The sequence below is a fragment of the Pseudomonas sp. TE3910 genome (genome assembly GCF_056279025.1).
This window is the reverse complement of sequence record NZ_JBWBQN010000001.1, coordinates 3,991,711-4,015,969: the sequence shown is the minus strand read 5'-3', so window position 1 is coordinate 4,015,969 and position 24,259 is coordinate 3,991,711. Positions and strand designations below refer to the sequence as shown.

The following is a 24,259-nucleotide window of genomic DNA, read 5'->3' as shown; positions in this document are numbered from 1 at the left end:
AAGGGATGAACTATATCTCATCAGCACCTGGGCAAGCGTGCGCAAATGCACGCTTTAGCCACAGGCCAGGCGCTCAGACCGCCTGTCGGCCCATTAGTGCCGTCTGTCCACTACAATGCGGGCTGACAAGGAGCCTGCATGACCTCACTGATCGCCGATTGGCGCGACCGCCCTACCCACCGTAACGTGTGGGCGCTGGCCGCGCCGATGATTCTTTCGAACATCTCCGTACCGCTGGTGGCCTTGGTCGACAGTGCCGTGATCGGCCACCTGCCCCATGCCCACCAACTCGGTGCCGTGGCTGTCGGTGCCAGCCTCTATACCGTCCTGGCCTGGGTGATGGGCTTCCTGCGCATGGGCACTACCGGCTTTGCCGCACAAGCCGCCGGCCGTGAGGACGGCGCTGCCTTGCGCCAGGTACTGCTGCAAGGGCTGGCACTGGCGCTGTGCTTCGCCCTGTTGCTGGGCCTGCTGGCGATCCCCTTCAGCCACCTGGCGTTGAGCGTGATGCAACCCTCGCAGGCGCTGGCACAAACCACCCATGACTTCTTCCAGACCCGCTTGCTCGGCCTGCCGGCCGCCCTGGCCAGCTTCGCCCTGGTAGGCTGGTTCCTCGGCACCCAGAATGCGCGTGCACCGCTGGCGATCCTGCTGACCACCAACCTGCTGAACATCGTGCTCAACCTCTGGTTCGTGATGGGCCTGGACTGGGGCGTTATCGGCTCGGCGCGGGCTTCGGTGGTCGCCGAGTGGAGCGCTGCCCTGCTCGGCCTGGCCTTGACCCGCCCGGCCCTGCGCGCCTACCCGGGCAACCTGGCCTGGGCAGCGCTACGCCGCTGGCAGAGCTGGCGACCGCTGCTGAGCGTCAACCGGGACATCTTCATTCGCAGCCTGGCCTTGCAGGCGGTGTTCTTCCTGATCACCGTGCAGGGCGCCCGCTTGGGCGATGCCACCGTCGCAGCGAATGCCCTGCTGCTCAACGGCTTGCTCCTCACGGCCTATGCACTGGACGGCCTGGCCCACGCCGTGGAAGCGCTTTGCGGTCACGCCATCGGGGCCGGCGACCGTCCCGCCCTGCGTCGATCCTTGACCGTGGCGGCGGGCTGGTCGTTGCTGGCGAGCCTGGGGTTTGCCTTGCTGTTCATGCTTGGCGGCCACCTGTTCATTGAAATGCAGACCGACATCCAAAGCGTGCGTGAAACCGCCTTCGAGTACCTGCCGTACCTGGCAGTGCTGCCGTTGATCGCCGTGTGGAGCTACCTGCTCGATGGCCTGTTCATCGGCGCCACCCGCGCACGGGAAATGCGCAACGGTATGCTGCTCAGCGTCGTCCTCGCCGTCCCCTTTGCCTATGCCATAAGCGGGCTTGGCAACCATGGGCTGTGGCTGGGTTTTCTGCTGTTCATGGCCTTGCGCGGCGTGACACTGGGCCTGATGAGCTGGCGGATGCAGCAACGCAATGAATGGTTCAAAGAGTCCACCCACGCACTGAAATCCCGCTGATGCCATCGCAGGCAAGCCTGCCCCTACAGAAATGGAGTGTTCTGCACGGATCTCTGTAGGAGCCGGCCTTGGCCGCGATGACAGCCGACGCCGTGTTACGAGGACAGGTACGAAGAACGCGTCAGGCCCAGGCGCAGGGCATCCAGGAACTGGGTGCGCTCGCGGGCACTGATCTTGGCGCTGGCGACCTTGTCGCGGTAGTGCGTCATCAGCTCTTCCGGCGACAGGTGCACGTAACGCAGCATGTCTTCGATGGTGTCGTGGGTTTCGATACCGGCGTGGTACACGCTGCCGTTCGGGTTCTGGTAGATGTTCACCGAATCGGTATCACCGAACAGGTTGTGCATGTCCCCCAGAATTTCCTGGTAGGCACCTACCAGGAAGATACCCAGCAGGTAGTCTTCACCTTCTTTGATGCCATGCACCGGCAAGCTGGTCTCGATGCTCTGCTCGTCGACGTACTGGTTGATCTTGCCATCGGAGTCGCAGGTCAGGTCCTGCAGCACTGCGCGGCGCATCGGCTCTTCGTCAAGACGGTGCAACGGCAGGATCGGCAGTACCTGGCCAATGGCCCAGGTGTCCGGCAGGCTCTGGAACACCGAGAAGTTGCAGATGTACTTGTCGGCCAGCTTGTCGTTGAGTTCGTCCAGCACTTGACGGTGCGAACGCTGGCGCGCCTTCAGCGAGTTGTGCAGGCGGCGGCAGACGGCGAAGTAGCACTGTTCGGCCAGGGCTTTCTGGGCCAGGGTGATCTTGCCATCGGCATACTGGGTAGCGACGTCACTCATGTAGTGCGTGGCGCGCCAGTAGGTCTCGGTGACCATCTCGATGTCAGTCGGGCCAAGCAGGTCGATCAGCCATTGCACGGTTTCCGGCAGGCTTTCCTTGTCTTCGATGGTCGGCACTTCATCGTTGTGTTTCTCAACGTCCGTCACCTGCACCACGAGTACGGCGTGGTGGGCAGTCAGCGAGCGACCGCTCTCGGAGAAGATGTGCGGGTGCGGCAGGCCCTGCGCATCGCAGAACTCCTTGAGCATGCCGACCACGACACCGGCGTAGTCGTCCATGTCGTAGTTGATCGAACTGGCGTTGCGCGAGTGGGTACCGTCGTAGTCCACGCCCAGGCCACCGCCAACGTCGATGTGATCGACCGGCAGGTTCAGGGCGCGCAGTTCGCCATAATAGCGAATGGCTTCCTTGAAACCGTGCTGGTAGTCCGCCAGGTTGGCGATCTGCGAACCCATGTGGAAGTGCAGCAGGCGGATACCCTGATCCAGGCCAGCATCACGGAAGCGCTGTACCACCGAGATCAGTTGTGCAGCCGACAGGCCGAACTTGGATTTTTCGCCACCGGTGTCAGCCCACTTGCTCGAAGCCAGGGACGACAGGCGCACACGCAGGCCAACCTGCGGCTTGACCTTGAGTTCGGCGGCTTCTTCGATCACCAGCGCCACTTCCGACTCTTTCTCGATGACGATAAAGACGTTGTGGCCCAGCTTCTGGCCCATCAGCGCCAGGCGGATGAACTCGCGGTCCTTGTAACCGTTGCAAACGATGGTGCCGCCCTTCGGCGCCAGCGCCAGCACGGCCAGCAGCTCAGGCTTGGAGCCTGCCTCAAGGCCGATGGACACGTCCTGAGTGGCGATGATGTTTTCCACCACCGCTTCCTGCTGGTTGACCTTGATCGGGTACAGCGCGGTGTACTTGCTCTGGTATTCCAGGCGCGCGATGTTGGCGTCGAAAGCACCGGTCAGTTGGCGTACGCGGTCTTGCAGGATGTCGGGGAAACGAACCAGCAATGGCAGCGACAAGCCGCTCTTGCGCAGTTCATCGACTTCCTCGAACAGGTCGATCGGCGCACTGCCCGGCCCGTTGGGGCGTACTTCGACGCGCCCGGCCTCGTTGATCGCGAAATACCCGGCCCCCCAATGGCGGATCCCATACACACTGCGGCTGTCCGCAACGGTCCATTGGCTGCCATCGTCTTTGCGTGTGCGTCGTACGGACATCGAAGTCCCCTATATAAAAAATCGAAGAACACCGGCCAGCCCGGAGCGGGCGCAGTGTAAATCCTGAAAATGACGGTCTTCCGTGTTCAGGGGTAGACCCTTCCTACGGGAACGAGTTTAGAAACGGGAATGCAAAAAATCGCGACGGGGCCGATCAGCCACCGGATTTTTTCGCCTTGAAGCCCTGTTTGACCAGTTCTGCCAGTAACAGCTCGACATGATCGCCCTGGATCTCGATGACACCGTCCTTCAAGGCACCACCGGTTCCACAGCGGCGCTTGAGCGTGCTGGCCAGATCCTTGAGTGCTTCGAGGGGCAGCGGCACGCCGCTGATGGTGGTAACGGTCTTGCCGCCACGGCCTTTGCTTTCGCGGCGCACGCGAGCAATGCCATCGCCTTCAGGGATGGCCGTCTGCTTGCAGATGCAGGCATCGATGGGTTGGCTGCAGTCCGGGCAATGCCGACCTGCATCGGTGGAGAACACCAGGCCGCCAAGGGCAGCGAATGATGCGGCTTTTTTGGCCACTTTTGATCCTCTATCGTGAGGACAAAAACTGGTCGATGCCCCGAGCGAGGTACCGACCGCGAAGCCCCACTCTGGCAGGGGCAGCGCAACCGGGTCTGCGAACAGTCCCGGCTTTAAAAGGCCGCGCAGTGTAACGACAAATGCAGCAAATGCTAAGTACAAATCTGCGCCATTTTAGGCAGATTTAGCGACCTCAGGATTGACGGTCGAGGTAACGTTTCAACGCGGCCAGTGAATCGGGGCAATATGGCTGCACCAGGCTGTCGGCCATGACCGCTTCCAGGGGCAGAAAACGAGCCTCGCTGACCTCCTCCGGCTGTAGCCGCAGGGGGCCGTCCCAGACGGCCGAGAACACCGCGCACCACAAACGGTTGTCGGGCTGATCGAAGAAAAAACGCTCATGGGCCGTCAGTTCAACGCCGGTTACGCCCAATTCTTCTTCCAGCTCTCGCGCTGCCGAGGCGGCGTAGCTTTCACCCACCGCCACCATGCCGCCAGCGGCCACATCCCAATAGCCCGGATAAAGCGCCTTGCTCAGTGTGCGCCGGTGCACGCACAGGTGCCCGGCCGAGTTGAACAGCAGAATGAACGTGCCACGACCGATCAAGCCGCGCTCGCGCAACTCGGCCCGTTGCATGGCACCCAGCTCGGCATCGTCGCGGTCGACCCAGACGATGCGCTCAGCATCTGAAGCGGCGCGATGCGCCGCCTCGCGGGAAGAGATGGCCACCGCCTCAGCCCTGGGACAGCAGTTGGCGCAGATCGATCACTGCGGCGTTGGCCCGGGAAATGTAGTTGGCCATCACCAACGAGTGGTTGGCCCACATGCCGAAGCCACTGCCGTTGAGTACCATCGGGCTCCACAGAGACTCTTGGGAGGCCTCCAGCTCGCGGATGATCTGACGCACGCTGACGGTGGCGTTCTTCTTCGCCAGCACGTCGGCGAAGTCGACCTCGATGGCGCGCAGCAGGTGCGACAGCGCCCACGCCTGGCCACGGGCCTCGTAGAACACGTTGTCGATCTGCAGCCACGGGGTCTCGACCACTTCCTCATCCAATTGCGGTACCTGGCCGGCAACCACGGACTCGGTTTTCAGGGTGGTATTGAGCTTGACCCGGCCGACACTGGCCGACAGGCGCTGGGACAGCGAACCCAGGCGCGTGGCGACATCACCCAACCAGTTGTTCAGGTTGTCGGCACGGGTATAGAACTGCGCGCCCTGCTGGTCAGGCGAGGCCAGGCGGTTCTGATAACGGGTCAGGCTGTTGATGCCTTCCTGGAACTCCGACTCGCTCGACGGCAAGATCCAGCTCTTGTTATCGAAGTTGAAGCGCGGCTCGGCCTTGGCCAGGTCAGCATCCTCGGTGGACTGCGACTGGGAGCGGGCAAAGTCCTTGCGCAGGGCGCGGCTCAGGTCACGCACCTGGACCAGCACGCCGTACTCCCAGCTCGGCATGTTGTCCATCCACAGGCCTGGCGGGAAACGGTCGTTGGAGATATAGCCACCGGGCTTGTGCAGCAACGTACCGGAAACAGTCTTGAGGGTTTCGATGGTGGTATAGCCGATCACCATCTGCTTGCCCGTGCGCTCAGCTGCAGCCTGGGCGTTCTGCTGAACCGGGAACAGGTCAGGCTCCTCGCTCCAGTACCAGCCCAGGGCAATCGTCACCAACAGATAAAGGGCAATGAGTGTTCCCAGCGCCCGGCTGAACAACAGGCCGCTGAAATAGCTGCCCGCTGCTGTTTCACGGGTACCAGCCCGCTCGCGCGCCTCGGCTTTGCCTGTACGGTTTTTCCAGTCCAGCATGGCATTGTCCTTTCAGTCACGTCGGTTCAAAGGTTCGACCGCAAGCCCAGGCATTGCGCCGGCGTACCCTGTGCTTTTCACAGCCGCTCGCCTGCCGGGGGTCGGCATCATGCGTTGCACTATAAATCAACCCGGCTGCTTCGCATAAGCGACTATCCGGTCACAAACTGAATTTGCAGGCAACGCGGTAATTTGACGCAAGACACGTGATCGCCTGAAAAGTAGTGCTAGCATAGAGCCATCACTGGAACTCAGCCTCACCCCTATATAAGTAGTCAGGACATGACCGAGCCAGAAGACCCAAATCGTGAGCGCCTCAAACAGCACTTTGCCCAGCGGGTCATTCACCAGGCTCGGCAGATACTTGAGATCTGGCAACGCCTTCAGCGTAGCGAATGGTCGAGCAATGACCTCGGTGAACTGTGCGAAGCCAACCTGCGACTGCAGCGTTATGCCGAGCGCTTTGACCAGCCTGAGCACAGTCAACTGGCCGAGGCAATAGGGCAAACCCTGAAGGCCATAGAGGCTAACGGTGCGCGCCTGAGCAGCGGCTTGATCAATGAACTCAACCGCCTGATGCAACGCCTGTCGCGCACTGGCTTGCGCCAGGGCGACCAGCTTGAGCAGACCCCGCTGCCGCCGCTGCGTAAGCCGGTTTACATCATGCTGCAAGACCATGACCGGGCAGAGCGACTGGCGACGCAATTGGAGTTCTTTGGCCTAGGGGTACAGGCACTGAACAGCGCCGAAGCCTTTCGGGCCTCGATGGCCGAGCGTCTGCCGGCCGCCCTCGTCATGGACGTCGACTTCACCGGCAGCGGGCATGGCCTGCATCTGGCGGCCCAGGCTCAACAGGGGCTGGAGCAGCCCCTTCCGCTGTTGTTCTTCAGCCTGCACGAAACCGATACGCCGACGCGCCTGGCTGCCGTGCGTGCTGGCGGCCAGGAATTTCTGACCGGCACGCTGGAAGCCTCCAGCCTGCTGGAAAAGGTCGAACTGCTGACCAGCGTGACTCAGTACGAACCGTTCCGGGTACTGGTCATTGATGATTCGCGGGCTCAAGCCATCTACACCGAGCGCTTGCTGAACAACGCAGGCATCGTTACCCGCACCCTCACCGACCCGATTCAAACCATGGCTGAGCTGGCCGACTTCCAGCCAGACCTGATCATTCTTGATCTGTACATGCCGGGCTGCACGGGGCCAGAGCTGGCCAAGGTCATCCGACAGAACGATCGTTATGTCAGTGTGCCGATCATTTACCTGTCGGCCGAGGACGACCTGGACAAGCAGCTCGAAGCCATGAGCGAGGGCGGCGACGACTTCCTGACCAAACCCATCCGTTCGCACCATCTGATCACCACGGTACGCAACCGTGCGGCACGGGCGCGCAACCTCAATGCACGCATGGTGCGCGACAGCCTCACCGGCCTGTACAACCACACGCACATCCTGCAATTGCTGGAAGACTGCAGCTTCCGCGCCCGTCGCGAAGAGCGCCCATTGAGCTTTGCAATGCTCGACATCGATCACTTCAAGAAGGTCAACGACAGCCACGGCCACCCCATGGGCGACCGCGTGATCAAAAGCCTGGCGCTGTTTCTGAAACAACGCCTGCGCAAGACCGACTTTATTGGTCGCTATGGCGGCGAAGAGTTTGCGATTGTCATGCCCAGTACAGACCTGAATGCCGCACACAAAGTGCTGGATGAGATCCGCCAGCGCTTCTCCGAAATCCATTACCCGGCTCAGCCGCGCGACCTGTACTGCACGTTCAGCGCTGGGGTTGTACAACTGAACGATGGGCTCGATGCGTTGAGCATGGCAACCGCCGCCGATGAGGCGCTGTACCGGGCCAAGGCTGCAGGGCGCAACACCGTGCTGCGCAGCGAACCATAAAGGCAATGTGCCAGTTTTTTTAGTTCTTCCGCGCCTTCGTCATAACCTCGTAACAAAAACGCAATAACTTCAGAGACTTACCATTCAGCCGTTGGTAGACCCTGGATATGCGCCTGAAGCTGCTTACCAATCTCAACACCTTGTTGCTGGTCACCGTCTGCCTGGCCTTGGGCGCGACACTGTGGTGGTCACAGCATGCACTGGAGCGCCCCTATCTGCTGATGGAGCGCTACCTGGGCCTGTCCCAGCAGTTTCAGAACCAGGCCGCGCGCAACATTCAGGACTACCTGAATAGCGGCGATGCGCTGCGCCATGCTGAAGCACAGCAGGCTATCGTCGACTTGCAGGCACAACTGAGCGTTCTCCCCGACGACCTGGCCGCTCGCCTGCGCCCAAGCCTGGACAGCCTGCAGGCGTTTACCGGCTCCGAGCTGCTGGCCGCCGGCAAGCTTGCCGGCGACCCTCAAGCCCTGTTGCTGCAAGCCGAACGCGAGCTTGGGGCGGCACTTGAACAACTGGCGCAATATGCCCAGAGCAGCAATAGCCCCGACGCCGGGCACTACCCACAAGCGCTGCTCAATGCCAGCGTGCATTTGGGCAGGCTCTCACTGGCACGCGACAAGTTGGTCAGCAGTGGCCGCAGCGAACTGGCCGACGAGGTCGAGCGCGAGCTGCAAAGCATCGTCGGCCAAGCCCGCGCACTCGACCAGTTGCCATTGCTGGGCGTCACCGCCAGCACAGCCTCGAGCACAGACGACTTCGCCGCGTTGATGGGCTTGCAGAGCGAAACCACCGCCGTCGCCGAAGACAGCGGCATCGCCCTGAAACGCGAGCTTAACAGCCTGCTAAGCCGTTATCCGGGCGAGCTTCAACGCACCCGCGAACAGATTCAACGCCGCGCCGAGCTGGCCAACAGCACCCATGAGCGCATTGCAGCAGTACAACAGGCGATTGCCGAACTGGAGCCAGGCGTGCGTAGCCAGCACGCGCAGATACAGGGTGAAGTACGCCTGATCCAGGGTGTCATGATTGCCATGATCCTGCTGATTGCCCTGTTGATCGACACCCTGCAGAGACGCTTGACGCGGGTGCTGACCAACCTCTCCCCGGCACTGTCGCGCTGGGCGGAAGGCGACTTCAGCCAGACCATCGCCCTGGGCGCAACCAACCGCGAGTTGCGCGATATTCAGGACTCGCTCAATCGCCTGCGCATCTATCTGGTGGAACTGGTTGGCACGTTGCGCAGCAATGCCGAACAAGTGGCCGGCAGCAGCCATGCCTTGGCCAACATGAGCAGTGCCCTGCACGATGGCGCCGAGCGCCAGGCCGGAGATACAGCGCAGATACGCGACGCGCTGGGTGAGCTGGAGGCCACGATTGTCCAGGTCGCTGGCGATGCCAGCCAGGCTGCCGATGCCAGCCGCAGTGCCGGGCGTGCCGTCGAGCAGGGGCAGCGAGTCATTGGCCAAAGCCTGACCGGGCTGCACTCGCTGGTCGGCGAGGTGCAGGGCAACGCCCAGATGATCGAACAACTGGCTCAGGAGTCGGCAACCATCGGGGGTGTACTGACGGTGATCCGCTCGATTGCCGAACAGACCAACCTGCTGGCCCTCAACGCGGCCATCGAGGCCGCACGGGCTGGCGAGATGGGCCGGGGGTTTGCCGTGGTCGCCGAAGAAGTCCGCTCGCTGGCGCAGCGCACGACGGGGGCTACTGGAGAAATTCAAACGCTGATCGAGCGCTTGCAACAGGCCGCACGCCATTCGGTGGAAGGTATGCGTGCGCAGGTTGAACATGCTGAAGCGACCGCCAGCCAGGCCCAGGCCGCCGACGGCGCACTGGATGAAATCGTCGGGGCAATCCAGACCATCGCTGCCACCGCCGAGCGTATCGCAGATGTCACGGCTCAACAGAGTGGCGCGGTCAGTGAAATTCGTGATCACAGCGAGCGCATCCACACCTTGGGTGAAGACAACCTGCATCGTATCGGCGAGGGCCGTGAACAGGGCGAACAGTTGCTCAGGCTGGGGGGCGAACTGAACACTGCCGTTCGCGCATTCAGGGTTTGAGTGGCGCACCGGATGCCTGTAAAGGCATCCGCGGGATGTAAGGAGGTGCGCGGTGCCTGCACGTCTCGGCACACTCCGCTATGATGCGCCCATACCCGTTCCGCGAGATTGTCATGCGCCGTCTGCTTTGCCTTCTGTTTATGCTCCTGGCCCTGCCCGTTGCCACCGCCGGCCTGCTCGACAGCCGTCCGAGTGCAACGCTAGGCGCCACCACGCTGAACAACAGCGCCGATTTCCTCCCAGTACGCGAAGCGTTCAAGCTCAGCCTGGTCAAGGACGATGCGCAGTCCATCACCCTGCGCTTCGTCGCTGCCGAGGGTTACTACCTCTACCGACACCGCTTTCAGTTCCGTAGCGAACCCGCCGACATTGCACTGGGAAGCGCACAGCTGCCCAAAGGCGAAGCCAAGCACGACGAATTCTTCGGCGATGTCGAGGTGTATCACGGCATCCTCGACATCACCCTGCCACGGGGCGCCGATAAGCGCGCCTTCACCCTGCTGGTGACCTACCAGGGCTGCGCGGACAAAGGCCTGTGCTACCCACCGGAAACTGAGCGCCTGAGCATTTCGGGCAGCGGCGCGGCGCCAGCCGACACGGCCAAGACCAGTACCCATACCGACTGGAAAGCCTTGCTGCTGTTCTTCCTCGCCGGCGTCGGCCTGACCTTCACCCCGTGCGTACTGCCAATGCTGCCGATTCTCTCCGGCGTGGTGTTGCGCGGCCATATTGGTGGGTGGCGAGGCTTGAGCCTGTCACTGGCCTACGTCCTGCCGATGGCCGCCTGCTTTGCCCTGCTGGGCGCATTGATGGGGCTGTTCGGCGCCGAACTGAACCTGCAGGCGCGCCTGCAATCGGCCTGGGTACTGGTGCCGTTTTCGCTGTTCTTCGTGGTCTTTGCCCTGGCCATGTTCGGTCTGTTTGAACTGCGCTTGCCGTTGGCCGTGAGCACTCGCCTTGACCATATTGCCGGGCGTACACGCGGCGGCTCACTACTTGGTGCGGCGGTGCTTGGCATCCTCTCCAGCTTGTTGGTATCGCCCTGCGTATCCGCACCATTGGCCGGCGCCCTGCTGTATATCAGCGCCAGTGGCGATGCGCTGGGCGGCGCGCTGAAGCTTTTTGCCCTGGGCCTGGGCATGGGGGCGCCGCTGCTGTTGGTCGCCACCGGCGGTGCCGCCTGGCTGCCAAGAAGCGGCCCTTGGCTGGTCACCGTGAAAAATGCCATTGGTGTCTTGCTGCTGGGTCTGGCCATCGGCCTGCTAAGCCGGATATTGCCGGGCGAAGTGACCCTGGTGCTGATCGGCTTGCTGACGGCGGGTGTCGCACTGTTCCTCGGTGCCCTTGAGTTCATCGAGAAAAGCCCGGCCCGACGCCTGATGCAATTGCTCGGCCTGTTACTGCTCGCCTATGCAGTGGCCTGCTGGTATGGCGCCTTCAGTGGCCAGACCGACCCGTTCAGGCCACTGGGCAAAACGCACCTGCCAAGCAGCGCCAGTGCCATCACCAGCGCCCAGGCCGACGCGTGGCAGAAGGTGCGCACACCCGCAGCACTCGACGCCGCCCTGGCCGAGGCCAAAGCAGCAGGGCAACCCGTGGTGCTGGATTGGTACGCCGACTGGTGCATCAGCTGCAAGGTGATCGAGCGCGAGGTACTGAGTGCACCTGCTGTCCAGGCGCATCTGGAGGGCTTTCGCTTGATCAAGTTCGACATCACCGAGAGCACCGCTGAACAACGTGCCCTGCTCGACCGCTACCACCTGTTCGGCCCACCTGCGCTGATGTTTTTTGCGGCGAACGGCAGCGAAAAAACCGACGCCCGAGTGGTTGGCGAGACAAACGCCGGCGAATTTGCTGAACATCTGTTGCGCATTCGTAGCGAACTGCGTCTATAACTTGCTGTGGTCGTAAAAAAGCGGCATGCATGACCAAAATTAACAAAATGGTCATATATTTTGCGTGAATCTCGCTCATCGTGCTGGCTATTGCAGGTAACTGGACACTGCCCCGTGCTTGCGGCATAGTCGCCGCGCTGATGTGTTCGCACGAATAAAAAAGGATCCGCAGATGGCAACGCTACTGGTACTGCATGGCCCCAATCTGAACCTGCTTGGCACCCGCGAGCCTGGTGTTTACGGTGCCGTGACCCTGGATCAGATCAACCAGGACCTGGAACAGCGCGCCCGTGCCGCTGGCCACCACCTGCAGTACCTGCAGAGCAATGCCGAGTACGAGTTGATCGACCGTATCCACGCCGCACGCAACGAAGGCGTGGACTTCATCCTGATCAACCCGGCGGCTTTTACGCACACAAGTGTCGCATTACGTGACGCGCTGCTGGCGGTGAGCATCCCATTCATCGAAGTGCATTTGTCTAACGTGCACAAGCGTGAACCTTTTCGCCATCACTCCTACTTTTCAGATGTCGCCGTAGGCGTGATCTGCGGCCTGGGCGCTAGCGGTTACCGGCTGGCCCTGGAGTCTGCACTGGAGCAATTGGCAGCGAACGCAAAGCCCTGATAACGAGTACCTGGCCCATTGGCCGGGCTCATAGAAACGTTTGATTACACGTTTATACGCCCCTGACCGAACCTTGGGAGTTGATGATTCATGGATATCCGTAAAGTCAAGAAACTGATCGAACTGCTGGAAGAGTCCGGCATCGACGAGCTGGAGATCAAGGAAGGCGAAGAATCCGTACGGATCAGCCGCCACAGCAAGACGCCAGCTCAGCAGTACTACGCGCCAGCCCCAATGGCTGCTGCCGTCGCACCTGCCGCTGCACCCGCTGCTGCCGCCCCGGTTGCCGAAGCTGCCGCCGCGCCAAAACTGAACGGCACCGTGGTTCGCTCGCCAATGGTCGGTACCTTCTACCGCAAGCCTTCGCCAACCTCGCCAAACTTCGCTGAAGTTGGCCAGACCGTGAAGAAAGGCGACACCCTGTGCATCGTCGAAGCCATGAAAATGATGAACCACATCGAAGCTGAAACCAGCGGTGTGATTGAATCCATTCTGGTAGAAGACGGCCAGCCGGTTGAGTTCGACCAGCCGCTGTTCACCATCGTTTGAACCGCGGAGAGCCAACGATGTTGAAACCTGCGAAGTTGGAAAAAGTTCTGATCGCCAACCGCGGTGAAATTGCCCTGCGGATCCTGCGTGCCTGCAAAGAGATGGGCATCAAGACCGTCGCCGTACACTCCACGGCTGACCGCGAGCTGATGCACCTGGGCCTGGCCGACGAATCGGTTTGCATCGGCCCGGCTTCGGCCAGCCAGTCCTACCTGCACATCCCGGCAATCATCGCCGCGGCTGAAGTGACCGGCGCTACCGCCATTCACCCAGGCTACGGCTTCCTCGCGGAAAACGCCGACTTCGCCGAGCAGGTAGAAAACTCCGGGTTTGCCTTCATTGGCCCGAAAGCCGACACCATTCGCCTGATGGGCGACAAGGTTTCGGCCAAGGACGCCATGAAGCGCGCCGGTGTACCGACCGTACCAGGCTCCGACGGCCCACTGCCGGAAGACGAAGAGACTGCACTGGCCATTGGCCGTGAAGTCGGCTATCCAGTGATCATCAAGGCCGCCGGTGGCGGTGGTGGTCGCGGCATGCGTGTGGTGCACAAGGAAGAGGACCTGATTGCCTCGGCCAAACTGACCCGTACCGAAGCCGGTGCTGCGTTCGGCAACTCCATGGTCTACCTGGAGAAGTTCCTGACCAACCCACGTCACGTGGAAGTTCAGGTACTGTCCGACGGCCAGGGCAATGCCATCCACCTGGGCGACCGTGACTGCTCGCTGCAGCGTCGTCACCAGAAAGTGCTGGAAGAAGCACCAGCACCAGGCATCGACGAGAAAGCCCGTCAGGAAGTCTTTGCCCGCTGCGTCCAGGCGTGCATCGAGATCGGCTACCGTGGTGCTGGCACCTTCGAGTTCCTCTACGAAAACGGCAACTTCTACTTCATCGAAATGAACACCCGTGTTCAGGTGGAGCACCCGGTTTCGGAGATGGTCACAGGCATCGACATCGTCAAGGAGATGCTGAGCATCGCCGCTGGCAACAAGCTGTCGTTCACCCAGGAAGACGTCGTGATTCGCGGCCACTCGCTGGAATGCCGGATCAACGCCGAGGACCCGAAGAAGTTCATCCCGAGCCCAGGCACGGTCAAGCACTTCCACGCGCCAGGCGGCAACGGCATCCGTGTCGATTCGCACCTGTACAGCGGCTACAGCGTACCGCCGAACTACGACTCGCTGATCGGCAAGCTGATCACCTACGGCAAAGACCGCGACGAGGCCATGGCCCGTATGCGCAATGCCCTGGACGAGATCGTCGTTGATGGCATCAAAACCAACATTCCACTGCACCGCGACCTGGTGCGTGATGAAGGTTTCTGCAAAGGCGGCGTAAACATTCACTATCTGGAACACAAACTGGCTAACCAGGAGTGATCCGAAAGTGATGCGCAAAAGCCCCTGACCGAAAGGCCAGGGGCTTTTTGTTTTATAGGGGACTCACGTACGCGGCGCCTGCATCCTTGGCATTTCAATGCCATGCTCATGCACCCGTCGGTACAACGTCGCCCGCGAGATTCCCAGCGCGCGCGCAGCATCACCCGGTTTCCAACGATGACGCACCAGCGCGTCAAGCAGCACTTGCCGCTGCGGGCTGACCCGCTGCTGCTCGGGTGCCGGGCACTGCGCACCGCGCACGTCCAGCGGCAGGTCCTCCACCTGCAAGGTGCCGGCACTGCATACGGCACAGGCATACCGCAACACCTGCCGCAGTTGACGCAGATTACCCGGCCAGCGGTAGCTCAACAGGCACTCCAGCGCCGCCGCCCCAAGCCCCACCTGCACACCACAGGCTTTCGCCTCCTCTTCCAGCACCTGATTGATCAATACCAACAAGTCACTACGCTCGCGCAACGGCGGCAGTTCAAAACGGGCGTTGGCCAGCCGAAAGTACAGGTCCTCTCGAAAACTGCCTGCAGCCACCATTGCAACCAGGTCGCGGTGCGTGGCGCAGATCACCTGAATATCCACCCGCTCACGCCGTGAAGCCCCAAGAGGGGCCACTTCACCCTCAGCCAGCACCCGCAGCAAACGCGTTTGCAGACCTAGCGGCATGTCACCGATCTCGTCGAGAAACAGCGTACCGCCATCAGCCTGCTGCAGCAGCCCACGCATCCCTTTGGTCGAGGCCCCCGTGAAGGCTCCGGCGACGTAGCCGAACAACTCACTCTCGATCAGGCTCTCGGGGATTGCCGCACAGTTGAGCGCCACAAAAGGCCCTTCCGCTCGCGCACTGCGCTGATGCAACTGGCGGGCAAAAACCTCCTTGCCCGAGCCTGTCTCACCCTGGACCAGCACCGCCAGGTTGCAGTCCTTGACCCGCGTCGCCAGGCGCAAGGCTTCCGTCACTCGCGGATCGACCGCAAGCTGTCCAATTCGGGTCGCCCGCCGCACTGGCTGGCGTCGTGGCGAACTGACCCGGGCGTGTACTTCGCCACCGGCGGCAGTCCAGTTCAAACGCTGGGCCGCCTCGTCGGTCGCGGCCCGCAGGGTCTCCAGGTCGAACAACTGGCCAATGTGCTCCGGCACCTGCCCGCACTGCTCAAGCACCACCCGCCGGGCCACACTGTTGAGCGCCTGCAAGCGTCCGTCGGCATCCCAGGCCAGGAGAAAGTCTGGCTGGCTGTCGACGTAGCCAGGCGCACTGTGAGCGCGCAACACCCAATGCTGTTCGGCGTTGTGCATGAAAAAGGCGTTCTCGATCTCACGCGCACTCTGAACCACCATCTGCCGAATCAAGTGCTGGCTGCGACGGTCGTCCGGCGATTGCAGCGCCGAGACATCGAGCACGCCCAACAGGGCGCCCTGAGGGTCAAATACCGGGGCAGCCGAGCAGGTCAGGCCGATGAAGGCCGCTCGAAAGTGATCGCGCTTGTGCACAGTGACCGGTGCATGACTGGTCAGTACCCCAGCCACGCCACAGGTGCCCTCCTCGCCTTCCGACCAACAGGTACCCAAGTACAGGCCCGCCTTGCGGCAGTCATTGCGAATCGTCGACTCGACGCGGTAGTCGATGGTGCGCCCCTGGGCATCGGTCAACAGCACACAGTAGTCGGCATCACGCACCCGCCCGTGCAGGCGTGCCACAGCATCACTGGCGATGCGCAGGAACAGCTCGGCGCGCTCGCGGCATTCATTCAGCGAGCTTTGCGAGAGGATACGTGGCCCTTGCAGCGAGGCCGGGTCAAGACGGTGCTGCTCCATGGAGCGGCGCCAGGAGTCGAGGATAGGCGCCGGGACCGGCGCTTGAGGCAGACGATCGGCATTCTTCAGCACACGGCTGACGCAATCGACGTGGGCCTTGGAGTTCGCGGCAAGCATGGGGCCTCCGGTTCTCGTGTTCTTGTCGTTATGCGGCCCATTAAGCGCCCATTGCCGGCCCTCGACAAGCACTGCCTGCGCCATGGCCTCTGTGAGACGCAGCGTCTCGGCGTCTCAGCCAACAGCCCCTGCGACCGACACCCAGCGTCTTGCCGCACCTTGCCACGCGCATGCACAACCTCACTACAAAACCGCTCTGGAACGGCCCTTTGCGCATCGTTCAAGGCACCTTGGCACCGCGCTTGCTCTAGCCCTGACAAACAAAACCAAAGGTGTGCCCATGAGCCATCCCGTTCTCACCGTAGGCATCATCGCCAACCCGGCTTCGGGTCGCGATCTGCGCCGACTGACTGCCAACGCTGGGCTCTATTCCAGCACCGATAAGGCCTCGGCCGTGCAACGCCTGTTGGCGGCCTTTGCCGCGACTGGGGTTGACCAGGTGCTGCTGCCGCCAGACATGACCGGTATCGCCGCTGCCGTACTCAAGGCGGGCCTCGGGCCACAGGCTGCCCAGCAGCGTTGGCCACAGCTGCGCATCCTCGACATGCCGCTGCGCCAGACCGTCGAGGATACCCGCCTGGCCGCCCGTCTGATGGTCGAACAGGGCGCCACGCTCATTGCGGTGCTGGGTGGCGACGGTACCCACAAGGCAGTGGCGGCCGAGGTAGGTGACATCCCACTACTGACGCTCTCCACCGGTACCAACAATGCCTTTCCGGAACTGCGCGAAGCCACCAGCGCCGGCCTGGCCGGTGGCCTCTATGCCAGTGGCCGGGTGCCGGCACCGGTCAGCCTGCGGCGCAACAAACGCCTGCTGGTGCGCGAGCCCAACCGAGGTATCTGTGAATGGGCGCTGGTGGACGTCGCGGTGTCGCCACAACGTTTTGTCGGTGCCCGCGCCATCAGCCGCACGGAAGACCTTGCGGAAGTCTTCGTGACCTTCGCCGAACCTCATGCCATCGGCCTTTCGGCGCTGTGCGGGCTGTGGTGTCCGGTACCTCGAAATGCCCCCGAGGGCGCCTGGGTACGCCTGCACCCCCACGCCGACCAGGCCCTGCTGGCACCGCTGGCACCAGGCCTGCTACTGGGCTGCGGAGTCACCGCCGCCGGCACCCTGACACCTGGCGTGGCCCACTCACTGAGCCTGGCCAGCGGCACCCTGGCCCTGGACGGTGAACGCGAAATCGAGTTCAGCGAGCAGGACCGCCCCACTATCACCCTCGACGGCCATGGCCCGTTGAGCATCGATGTCGAAGCGGTGCTCGCCTACGCCGCCCGCCATCGCCTGTTGGCCGTTGGCCGTGAACACCCGCAACACCCTGCGAATCAACCGTGCTGAGACAACCCTGGAGAACAACAAGATGTCCACTCACCTGTCCACCGAACAACTGCTGCATGCCTATCAGGTCATGCGCACCATCCGCGCCTTTGAAGAACGCCTGCACGTGGAGTTCGCCACCGGCGAGATTCCCGGTTTCGTCCACTTGTATGCCGGCGAGGAAGCGTCCGCCGCTGGGGTGATGGCGCACCTGCGCGACAGCGACTGCATTGCCTCCAACCACCGTGGTCACGGCCACTGCATTGCCAAGGGCGTCGATGTGTACGGGATGATGGCCGAGATCTACGGCAAGAAAACCGGCGTCTGCGGCGGCAAGGGCGGCTCGATGCACATCGCCGACCTGGAGAAAGGCATGCTCGGAGCAAACGGTATCGTCGGTGCGGGTGCGCCGCTGGTAGCAGGCGCGGCACTGGCGGCCAAACTCAAGGGCACCGATGACGTTGCCGTGGTGTTCTTCGGCGATGGCGGCTCCAACGAAGGCGCAGTGTTCGAGGCCATGAACCTGGCGTCGATCATGAACCTGCCCTGCATCTTCGTCGCCGAGAACAACGGCTATGCCGAAGCCACCGCGTCGAACTGGTCGGTGGCCTGCGATCACATCGCCGACCGCGCTGCCGGTTTCGGCATGCCGGGGGTGACCATCGATGGCTACGACTTCTTTGCCGTACATGAAGCTGCCGGTGCCGCCATTGCCCGCGCCCGCGCCGGGCAAGGCCCCTCACTGGTAGAGGTCAAGCTGACCCGCTACTACGGCCACTTCGAAGGTGACGCCCAGACCTACCGGGCCCCGGATGAGGTGAAAAACCTGCGAGAAACCCGTGACTGCCTCATGCAATTCCGTGAACGCACCGTGCGCGCCGGCCTGCTCAGCACCGAGCAACTGGACCAGATCGACGGCCAGGTCGAGGACCTGATCGAAGACTCGGTACGCCGCGCCAAGTCCGACCCCAAACCCGAAGCCGCCGACCTGCTCAGCGACGTGTACGTGTCCTACCCCTGAGCCACCCCAACAACAAGAATGCGTGGAGAATCATCATGGCGAGAAAGATCACTTACCAGCAGGCCATCAATGAAGCCCTGGCCCAGGAAATGCGTCGCGACACCAGCGTTTTCATCATTGGCGAAGACGTCGCAGGCGGTGCCGGCGCACCCGGCGCCGAGGATGCCTGGGGTGGCGTACTGGGCGTAACCAAAGGCCTGTACCCGCAATTTCCCGGGCGCGTACTGGACGCCCCGCTGTCGGAGATCGGCTATGTCGGCGCCGCGGTCGGGGCCGCCACCCAAGGCCTGCGCCCGGTGTGCGAGTTGATGTTCGTCGACTTTGCCGGCTGCTGCCTCGACCAGATCCTCAACCAGGCGGCCAAGTTCCGCTACATGTTCGGTGGCAAGGCAGTCACCCCGCTGGTCATGCGAACCATGGTGGGTGCGGGCCTGCGTGCGGCCGCCCAGCACTCGCAAATGCTCACCTCGCTGTGGACACATATCCCCGGCCTTAAAGTGGTCTGCCCATCGTCGCCCTATGACGCCAAGGGCCTGCTGATCCAGGCGATCCGCGACAACGATCCGGTGATCTTCTGCGAACACAAACTGCTCTACAGCATGCAGGGCGAGGTGCCGGAAGAGCTCTACACCATCCCGTTCGGTGAGGCCAACTACCTGCGTGACGGCGACGACATCACCCTGGTGACCTACGGGCGCATGGTTCATCTGGCCATGGACGCCGCCGCCAGCCTGGCCCGCCAGGGCATCGACTGCGAAGTCATCGACCTGCGCACCACCAGCCCGCTGGACGAAGACAGCATTCTGGAAAGCGTGGAAAAAACCGGTCGTCTGGTGGTGATCGACGAAGCCAACCCGCGCTGTTCCATGGCCACCGACATCAGCGCGCTGGTCGCGCAAAAAGCCTTCGCCGCGCTGAAAGGGCCGATTGAAATGGTCACCGCACCACATACACCGGTGCCATTCTCCGATGCCCTTGAGGACCTCTATATCCCGACAGCCGCGAAGATCGAAGCCGCGGTGCACAAGGTCATGGCCGGGAGGAAGGCGGCATGAGCCAGATCCACACCCTGACCATGCCCAAATGGGGCCTGTCGATGACCGAAGGCCGGGTCGATGCCTGGCTGGTGGAAGAAGGCGCGCAAATCAACAAGGGCGACGAAGTGCTGGATGTCGAGACCGACAAGATCTCCAGCAGCGTCGAAGCACCGTTCAGCGGGGTGTTGCGCCGACAGATCGCCCGGCCCGACGAAACCTTGCCGGTCGGTGCCCTGCTCGCGGTGGTGGTCGAAGGCGAGGCCAGCGACGCAGACATCGATCAAGTTGTGCAGCGCTTCCAGGAGGCGTTCGTCCCCGGCGGCGATGGCGAACAGGACAGCGGCCCGGCACCGCAGAAAATCGATCTGGACGGGCGCACCCTGCGCTATTTCGAACTCGGCCAGGGTGGCACGCCCCTGGTGCTGGTGCATGGCTTTGGCGGCGACCTGAACAACTGGCTGTTCAATCACCCGAGCCTGGCCGCCGAACGCCGCGTCATTGCCCTCGACCTGCCCGGTCATGGCGAGTCCGGCAAGACTTTGCAACGGGGCGATCTGGATGAGTTGAGCCAAACCATACTGGCCCTGCTCGACCATCTGGACATCGAACGGGTGCATCTGGCCGGACACTCCATGGGCGGCGCGGTAGCACTGAACCTGGCACGCCTGGCGCCATCCCGGGTGCATTCGTTGAGCCTGCTGGCCAGCGCAGGCCTGGGCCGGGAAATCAATGCCAATTACCTGCAAGGCTTTGTCGAGGCCAGCAACCGCAACGCACTCAAACCGCAACTGGTGCAGTTGTTCTCCGACCCCGGGCTGGTCACCCGGCAAATGCTCGAAGACATGCTCAAGTTCAAGCGCCTTGAAGGCGTAGACAGCGCGCTGCGACAACTGGCCCAAATGATCTGCGAGAACGGCCAACAACGGCATGACCTGCGTGCGGTGGTCGAGCAGCAACCGAGCCTGCTGCTCTGGGGCGCCGAAGACGCAATCATCCCGGCCACCCATGTGGACGGTCTACCGGCACAGGTCAAGATCCTCCCCGGCCAGGGGCATATGCTGCAGATGGAAGCCGCCGAAGAGGTCAACCAGTGCCTGCTGGCATTCCTTCAGGCCGTCGAGCAATCAGGGAGATAACGCCATGAACGACCTTTCCAACACCGCTAGCATGCGTGCCGCCGTCTGGCATGGCCGCCACGATATCCGCGTCGAAGATGTACCACTGCCCGCCGACCCACCGCCGGGCTGGGTTCAGATCAAAGTGGACTGGTGCGGCATCTGCGGTTCCGACCTGCATGAATACGTGGCCGGCCCGGTATTCATTCCGGTCGAAGCGCCGCACCCGCTGACCGGCATCCAGGGCCAATGCATCCTCGGCCACGAGTTCTGTGGCGAAATCCTCAAGCTCGGCGATGGCGTCGAAGGCTATGCCGTCGGCGACCCGGTCGCCGCCGATGCCTGCCAGCACTGTGGCACCTGCTACTACTGCACCCACGGCCTGTACAACATCTGCGAACGCCTGGCCTTTACCGGGCTGATGAACAACGGTGCATTCGCCGAGCGCGTCAACGTACCGGCCAACCTGCTGTACAAACTACCGGCCGGTTTCCCTCGGGAGGCCGGCGCACTGATCGAGCCCCTGGCGGTGGGAATGCATGCGGTCAAGAAAGCCGGCAACCTGCTTGGCCAGACTGTCGTCGTGGTTGGCGCCGGCACCATCGGCCTGTGCACCATCATGTGTGCCAAAGCGGCAGGCGCAGCCAAGGTGATTGCCCTGGAAATGTCCTCCGCACGCAAGGCCAAGGCCCTGGAGGTGGGCGCCAGCGCGGTGCTCGATCCGAAGGAATGCGATGCCCTGGCCGAGATCCGTGCCCTGACCAACGGCTTGGGTGCCGATGTCAGCTTCGAGTGCATCGGCAACAAGCACACCGCCAAACTAGCCATCGACACCCTCCGCAAGGCAGGCAAGTGCGTACTGGTGGGGATCTTCGAAGAGCCGAGCGAGTTCAATTTCTTTGAGCTGGTCTCGACCGAGAAACAGGTCCTCGGCGCCCTGGCGTACAACGGTGAGTTTGCTGACGTCATCGCGTTCATCGCCGACGGGCGGCTGGACATTACCCCGCTGGTGACCGGGCGCATCGACCTGGAGCAGATCGTCGGGCGCGGCTTTGACGAGCTGGTGAACAATAAAGAGGAAAACGTGAAGATCATCGTCTCGCCGTCAAAACGCTGAATCACACCAACAATGTCGGTGCCTGCGCGTCTGCAGGCTCCGGCCTTGCCGGTGATGCATCCCCTCTACGCCAAACCCTTCGCACTCATGTAAACTGGCGCGCTTGACGCAGCCGTTGGCTGCCCCTGTAGATTTCCCAAAGGTAAACGCCATGCCCTGGCTGCAAGTACGTCTGGCTATCAGCCCGGAACAAGCCGAAACCTATGAAGACGCCCTGCTCGAAGTCGGCGCCGTCTCCGTCACCTTCATGGATGCCGAAGACCAGCCAATTTTCGAACCGGACCTCAACACCACCCCACTGTGGTCGCACACCCACCTGCTGGCCCTGTTCGAAGCCGATGCCGAGCCCGACGCGGTGTTTGCCCACCTGCGCCTGCTGACCGGCGCCGAGCTGCCGGAGCACCACGCCGAAGTGATCGAGGATCAGGACTGGGAACGTAGCTGGATGGACAACTTCCAGCCAATGCGCTTCGGCAAGCGCCTGTGGATCGTGCCAAGCTGGCATGCCGCACCAGAGCCCGAAGCGGTCAACCTGCTGCTCGACCCGGGCCTGGCCTTCGGCACCGGCACCCACCCGACCACCGCGCTGTGCCTGGAATGGCTGGACGGCCAGGACCTGCAAGGCCGTGAAGTCCTCGACTTCGGCTGCGGCTCGGGCATCCTCGCCATCGCCGCACTGTTGCTCGGTGCGCGCCAGGCCGTCGGTACCGATATCGACGTGCAGGCCCTCGAGGCCTCCCGCGACAACGCCGGGCGCAACGGCATCGCCGATGAACGCTTCCCGCTCTACCTGCCAGAGCAGATGCCCGCCATGCAGGCCGAGGTACTGGTCGCCAATATCCTCGCCGGACCACTGGTTTCGCTGGCGCCGCAACTCTCCAGCCTGGTTCGCCCTGGTGGTTTGCTGGCACTGTCCGGCATTCTCGCCGAGCAAGGCGCAGAGGTCGCAGCCGCCTATGCCAATGACTTCGAGCTGGACCCAATCGTCGAACGCGATGGCTGGGTGCGTATCAGTGGTCGCCGTCGCTAAGAGCACCTAGAATGGACGCTTGCACAATTCGGATCGCCGCATGACCGACAGTTTCGTCACCCAGTGCCCCCATTGCCAGACCAGTTTCCGCGTCAGCCACACTCAACTGAGTGTGGCGCGCGGTGTGGTGCGCTGCGGCAACTGTCTGCAAGTGTTCAACGCTGCCCGCCAACTGCTTGAGCAGCAGGCTGCAAACAAGGCCGCCGAAACCGAGCAGCCACCTGCGCCGCTCAGCGCGCCGGCGGCAAATCCGCCAGCCCCGGCGATCAGCCAACGGGAATGGCGCGCAGCCGAACTGGACCTCGACCACCTTGACCTCGATGAAGAGCTGGCGCGCCTGGAACAGCGCGAAATCCAGCCCATCACCGAGCTCAAGGGGCCAGCACGACGTGATACCGGCCTCAGCGCCAGCCGCGACGGTGATGAACCACCACTGGCCGATGACCTGTTCGGCAACCCGGCAGACGAGCCGCCCGTAGCTGCGGTGGAAGCGTCTCACCCACCCGTGATAGATGAGGGGTCGGTAGACCACGAACCCGCTCAGGGTGCGCGAACAGAACCCTCCCTGTCGCTCGACTCAAACGACTTCGATGACGAGCCACGCCGCGCGCATGGCGCCGACGACGATGAGCCCGACCTGCCGGGTGACCGTCTGTCGGCACACGACACCCTGCATGCTGATGATGAAGCACCAGCGGTCGAACAGGAACGTCAGGAACCCGCGTTGGGTGCAGTGTCCGGTCGACCCGCGCGCAAGGAGCCATTGCTTGACCTGGTAGACGACCCTTTGCAGCTCGATTGGCAAAAGCCACGCAGCTCGTGGGGCCGTCGCCTGCTCTGGAGCCTGTTGATCCTGCTGGCAGCCTCTGGCCTGGCCGCCCAGTACATTGCGTACCACTTCGATGAACTGGCTCGCCAGGATCAGTACCGCCCGTGGTTCCAGCAACTGTGCCCGCAATTGGGCTGCAGCGTGCCGTCAAAAGTCGATATCGCTCGAATAAAGAGCAGCAACCTGGTGGTCCGCAGCCACCCGGATTTCACTGGCGCACTGATCGTCGACGCGATCATCTACAACCGTGCACCCTTCTCCCAGCCGTTTCCCCTGCTGGAACTGCGCTTCGCCGACCTCAATGGCCAGTTGATTGCCAGTCGCCGCTTCAAGCCGGCCGAATACCTCAGTGGCGAATTGGCGGGCAAGGGGGAAATGCCCAGCCAGACGCCTATTCACATCGCACTGGACATCCTCGATCCGGGGCCAAAGGCCGTCAATTACAGCCTGAGTTTCCGCTCGCCCGAGTAATTCCGGGCTCCGGCGCCATATTCGTGGCGCCTGCCGAGCCCTCGTAACCGGTCGGAATAAGCTCATAGCTGTTCAGATTTTATCCAAATCGACCTTTATCCAGTCATCGAGAGCG

19 protein-coding genes are annotated in these 24,259 nt (G+C 62.4%); 14 read left to right on the top strand and 5 right to left on the bottom strand.

Going from position 1 to position 24,259, the window contains the following annotated elements; genetic code table 11:
• The first annotated feature begins 138 nt into the window (after positions 1-138).
• Positions 139-1,503 (top strand): MATE family efflux transporter, encoded by a 1,365-nt coding sequence (locus tag ACZ9H3_RS18330; protein WP_476221875.1) that lies wholly within the window; start codon positions 139-141, stop codon positions 1,501-1,503.
• Between the two features lie 95 nt (positions 1,504-1,598).
• Here the strand turns inward: ACZ9H3_RS18330 and speA are convergent, their stop codons facing one another.
• From speA to ACZ9H3_RS18310, 4 genes are all read right to left on the bottom strand, one after another.
• Positions 1,599-3,512: an arginine decarboxylase gene (gene speA / locus ACZ9H3_RS18325; protein WP_330522339.1), complete on the bottom strand. Its 1,914-nt coding sequence runs from the start codon at positions 3,510-3,512 to the stop codon at positions 1,599-1,601.
• Positions 3,513-3,666: 154 nt separating this feature from the next.
• Positions 3,667-4,038 carry a translation initiation factor Sui1 gene (locus ACZ9H3_RS18320; RefSeq protein ID WP_065757957.1) on the bottom strand — a complete coding sequence of 124 codons (372 nt, stop codon included), beginning with the start codon at positions 4,036-4,038 and terminating at the stop codon, positions 3,667-3,669.
• Between the two features lie 193 nt (positions 4,039-4,231).
• Positions 4,232-4,768 (bottom strand): NUDIX hydrolase, encoded by a 537-nt coding sequence (locus tag ACZ9H3_RS18315; protein ID WP_099773444.1) that lies wholly within the window; start codon positions 4,766-4,768, stop codon positions 4,232-4,234.
• A gap of 4 nt (positions 4,769-4,772) precedes the next feature.
• Positions 4,773-5,846, bottom strand: coding sequence for a DUF2333 family protein (locus ACZ9H3_RS18310; RefSeq protein WP_476221871.1), 1,074 nt, complete (start codon positions 5,844-5,846; stop codon positions 4,773-4,775).
• A 282-nt stretch (positions 5,847-6,128) separates the two neighbouring features.
• Between ACZ9H3_RS18310 and ACZ9H3_RS18305 the strand changes: the two genes are divergently transcribed.
• From ACZ9H3_RS18305 to accC, 6 genes are all read left to right on the top strand, one after another.
• Positions 6,129-7,745 carry a diguanylate cyclase gene (locus tag ACZ9H3_RS18305; protein WP_476221869.1) on the top strand — a complete coding sequence of 539 codons (1,617 nt, stop codon included), beginning with the start codon at positions 6,129-6,131 and terminating at the stop codon, positions 7,743-7,745.
• A 107-nt stretch (positions 7,746-7,852) separates the two neighbouring features.
• Positions 7,853-9,814 (top strand): methyl-accepting chemotaxis protein, encoded by a 1,962-nt coding sequence (locus tag ACZ9H3_RS18300; protein WP_330522337.1) that lies wholly within the window; start codon positions 7,853-7,855, stop codon positions 9,812-9,814.
• A 113-nt stretch (positions 9,815-9,927) separates the two neighbouring features.
• Positions 9,928-11,709 carry a protein-disulfide reductase DsbD gene (locus ACZ9H3_RS18295; RefSeq protein WP_476221867.1) on the top strand — a complete coding sequence of 594 codons (1,782 nt, stop codon included), beginning with the start codon at positions 9,928-9,930 and terminating at the stop codon, positions 11,707-11,709.
• 172 nt (positions 11,710-11,881) lie between these two features.
• On the top strand, positions 11,882-12,334 hold the full coding sequence (gene aroQ / locus ACZ9H3_RS18290; RefSeq protein ID WP_065757952.1) for a type II 3-dehydroquinate dehydratase: 453 nt from the start codon (positions 11,882-11,884) through the stop codon (positions 12,332-12,334).
• A gap of 90 nt (positions 12,335-12,424) precedes the next feature.
• Positions 12,425-12,883 (top strand): acetyl-CoA carboxylase biotin carboxyl carrier protein, encoded by a 459-nt coding sequence (gene accB, locus ACZ9H3_RS18285; protein WP_065757951.1) that lies wholly within the window; start codon positions 12,425-12,427, stop codon positions 12,881-12,883.
• A 17-nt stretch (positions 12,884-12,900) separates the two neighbouring features.
• Positions 12,901-14,262 (top strand): acetyl-CoA carboxylase biotin carboxylase subunit, encoded by a 1,362-nt coding sequence (gene accC, locus ACZ9H3_RS18280; RefSeq protein ID WP_065757950.1) that lies wholly within the window; start codon positions 12,901-12,903, stop codon positions 14,260-14,262.
• Positions 14,263-14,325: 63 nt separating this feature from the next.
• Here accC and ACZ9H3_RS18275 read toward each other — a convergent pair whose 3' ends face one another.
• Positions 14,326-16,206: a sigma-54-dependent Fis family transcriptional regulator gene (locus tag ACZ9H3_RS18275; RefSeq protein ID WP_330522335.1), complete on the bottom strand. Its 1,881-nt coding sequence runs from the start codon at positions 16,204-16,206 to the stop codon at positions 14,326-14,328.
• Positions 16,207-16,486: 280 nt separating this feature from the next.
• Here ACZ9H3_RS18275 and ACZ9H3_RS18270 point away from each other — a divergent pair, with 280 nt between their 5' ends.
• The 7 genes from ACZ9H3_RS18270 to ACZ9H3_RS18240 all read left to right on the top strand — a co-directional run bounded on the left by ACZ9H3_RS18270 (position 16,487) and on the right by ACZ9H3_RS18240 (position 24,144).
• The gene (locus ACZ9H3_RS18270) at positions 16,487-17,545 is read left to right on the top strand and encodes an ATP-NAD kinase family protein (RefSeq protein WP_065757948.1); all 1,059 of its coding nucleotides are present in this window, start codon (positions 16,487-16,489) and stop codon (positions 17,543-17,545) included.
• A gap of 22 nt (positions 17,546-17,567) precedes the next feature.
• Positions 17,568-18,545, top strand: coding sequence for a thiamine pyrophosphate-dependent dehydrogenase E1 component subunit alpha (locus ACZ9H3_RS18265; protein ID WP_065757977.1), 978 nt, complete (start codon positions 17,568-17,570; stop codon positions 18,543-18,545).
• A gap of 35 nt (positions 18,546-18,580) precedes the next feature.
• The gene (locus tag ACZ9H3_RS18260; RefSeq protein ID WP_409277273.1) at positions 18,581-19,600 is read left to right on the top strand and encodes an alpha-ketoacid dehydrogenase subunit beta; all 1,020 of its coding nucleotides are present in this window, start codon (positions 18,581-18,583) and stop codon (positions 19,598-19,600) included.
• On the top strand, positions 19,597-20,718 hold the full coding sequence (locus ACZ9H3_RS18255) for an acetoin dehydrogenase dihydrolipoyllysine-residue acetyltransferase subunit (RefSeq protein WP_476221862.1): 1,122 nt from the start codon (positions 19,597-19,599) through the stop codon (positions 20,716-20,718). Before ACZ9H3_RS18260 ends, ACZ9H3_RS18255 begins: the two co-directional genes overlap by 4 nt.
• A 31-nt stretch (positions 20,719-20,749) precedes the next feature.
• Positions 20,750-21,814: a 2,3-butanediol dehydrogenase gene (locus ACZ9H3_RS18250; protein ID WP_330522370.1), complete on the top strand. Its 1,065-nt coding sequence runs from the start codon at positions 20,750-20,752 to the stop codon at positions 21,812-21,814.
• A gap of 151 nt (positions 21,815-21,965) precedes the next feature.
• Positions 21,966-22,844, top strand: a complete 879-nt coding sequence (gene prmA, locus ACZ9H3_RS18245) for a 50S ribosomal protein L11 methyltransferase (protein ID WP_099773437.1) — start codon at positions 21,966-21,968, stop codon at positions 22,842-22,844.
• A 40-nt stretch (positions 22,845-22,884) separates the two neighbouring features.
• Positions 22,885-24,144, top strand: a complete 1,260-nt coding sequence (locus ACZ9H3_RS18240) for a DUF3426 domain-containing protein (RefSeq protein WP_476221860.1) — start codon at positions 22,885-22,887, stop codon at positions 24,142-24,144.
• The last annotated feature ends 115 nt before the right edge of the window (positions 24,145-24,259 follow it).

Coding starts and splice junctions, on each gene's coding strand:
- ACZ9H3_RS18310 (WP_476221871.1), bottom strand. CDS start 5,846: ATGCTGGACTGGAAAAACCGTACAGGCAAAGCCGAGGCGCGCGAGCGG.
- ACZ9H3_RS18295 (WP_476221867.1), top strand. CDS start 9,928: ATGCGCCGTCTGCTTTGCCTTCTGTTTATGCTCCTGGCCCTGCCCGTT.
- ACZ9H3_RS18330 (WP_476221875.1), top strand. CDS start 139: ATGACCTCACTGATCGCCGATTGGCGCGACCGCCCTACCCACCGTAAC.
- ACZ9H3_RS18300 (WP_330522337.1), top strand. CDS start 7,853: ATGCGCCTGAAGCTGCTTACCAATCTCAACACCTTGTTGCTGGTCACC.
- aroQ (WP_065757952.1), top strand. CDS start 11,882: ATGGCAACGCTACTGGTACTGCATGGCCCCAATCTGAACCTGCTTGGC.
- prmA (WP_099773437.1), top strand. CDS start 21,966: ATGCCCTGGCTGCAAGTACGTCTGGCTATCAGCCCGGAACAAGCCGAA.
- ACZ9H3_RS18240 (WP_476221860.1), top strand. CDS start 22,885: ATGACCGACAGTTTCGTCACCCAGTGCCCCCATTGCCAGACCAGTTTC.
- ACZ9H3_RS18255 (WP_476221862.1), top strand. CDS start 19,597: ATGAGCCAGATCCACACCCTGACCATGCCCAAATGGGGCCTGTCGATG.
- ACZ9H3_RS18260 (WP_409277273.1), top strand. CDS start 18,581: ATGGCGAGAAAGATCACTTACCAGCAGGCCATCAATGAAGCCCTGGCC.
- ACZ9H3_RS18305 (WP_476221869.1), top strand. CDS start 6,129: ATGACCGAGCCAGAAGACCCAAATCGTGAGCGCCTCAAACAGCACTTT.
- ACZ9H3_RS18265 (WP_065757977.1), top strand. CDS start 17,568: ATGTCCACTCACCTGTCCACCGAACAACTGCTGCATGCCTATCAGGTC.
- speA (WP_330522339.1), bottom strand. CDS start 3,512: ATGTCCGTACGACGCACACGCAAAGACGATGGCAGCCAATGGACCGTT.
- ACZ9H3_RS18250 (WP_330522370.1), top strand. CDS start 20,750: ATGCGTGCCGCCGTCTGGCATGGCCGCCACGATATCCGCGTCGAAGAT.
- ACZ9H3_RS18275 (WP_330522335.1), bottom strand. CDS start 16,206: ATGCTTGCCGCGAACTCCAAGGCCCACGTCGATTGCGTCAGCCGTGTG.
- accC (WP_065757950.1), top strand. CDS start 12,901: ATGTTGAAACCTGCGAAGTTGGAAAAAGTTCTGATCGCCAACCGCGGT.
- ACZ9H3_RS18270 (WP_065757948.1), top strand. CDS start 16,487: ATGAGCCATCCCGTTCTCACCGTAGGCATCATCGCCAACCCGGCTTCG.
- accB (WP_065757951.1), top strand. CDS start 12,425: ATGGATATCCGTAAAGTCAAGAAACTGATCGAACTGCTGGAAGAGTCC.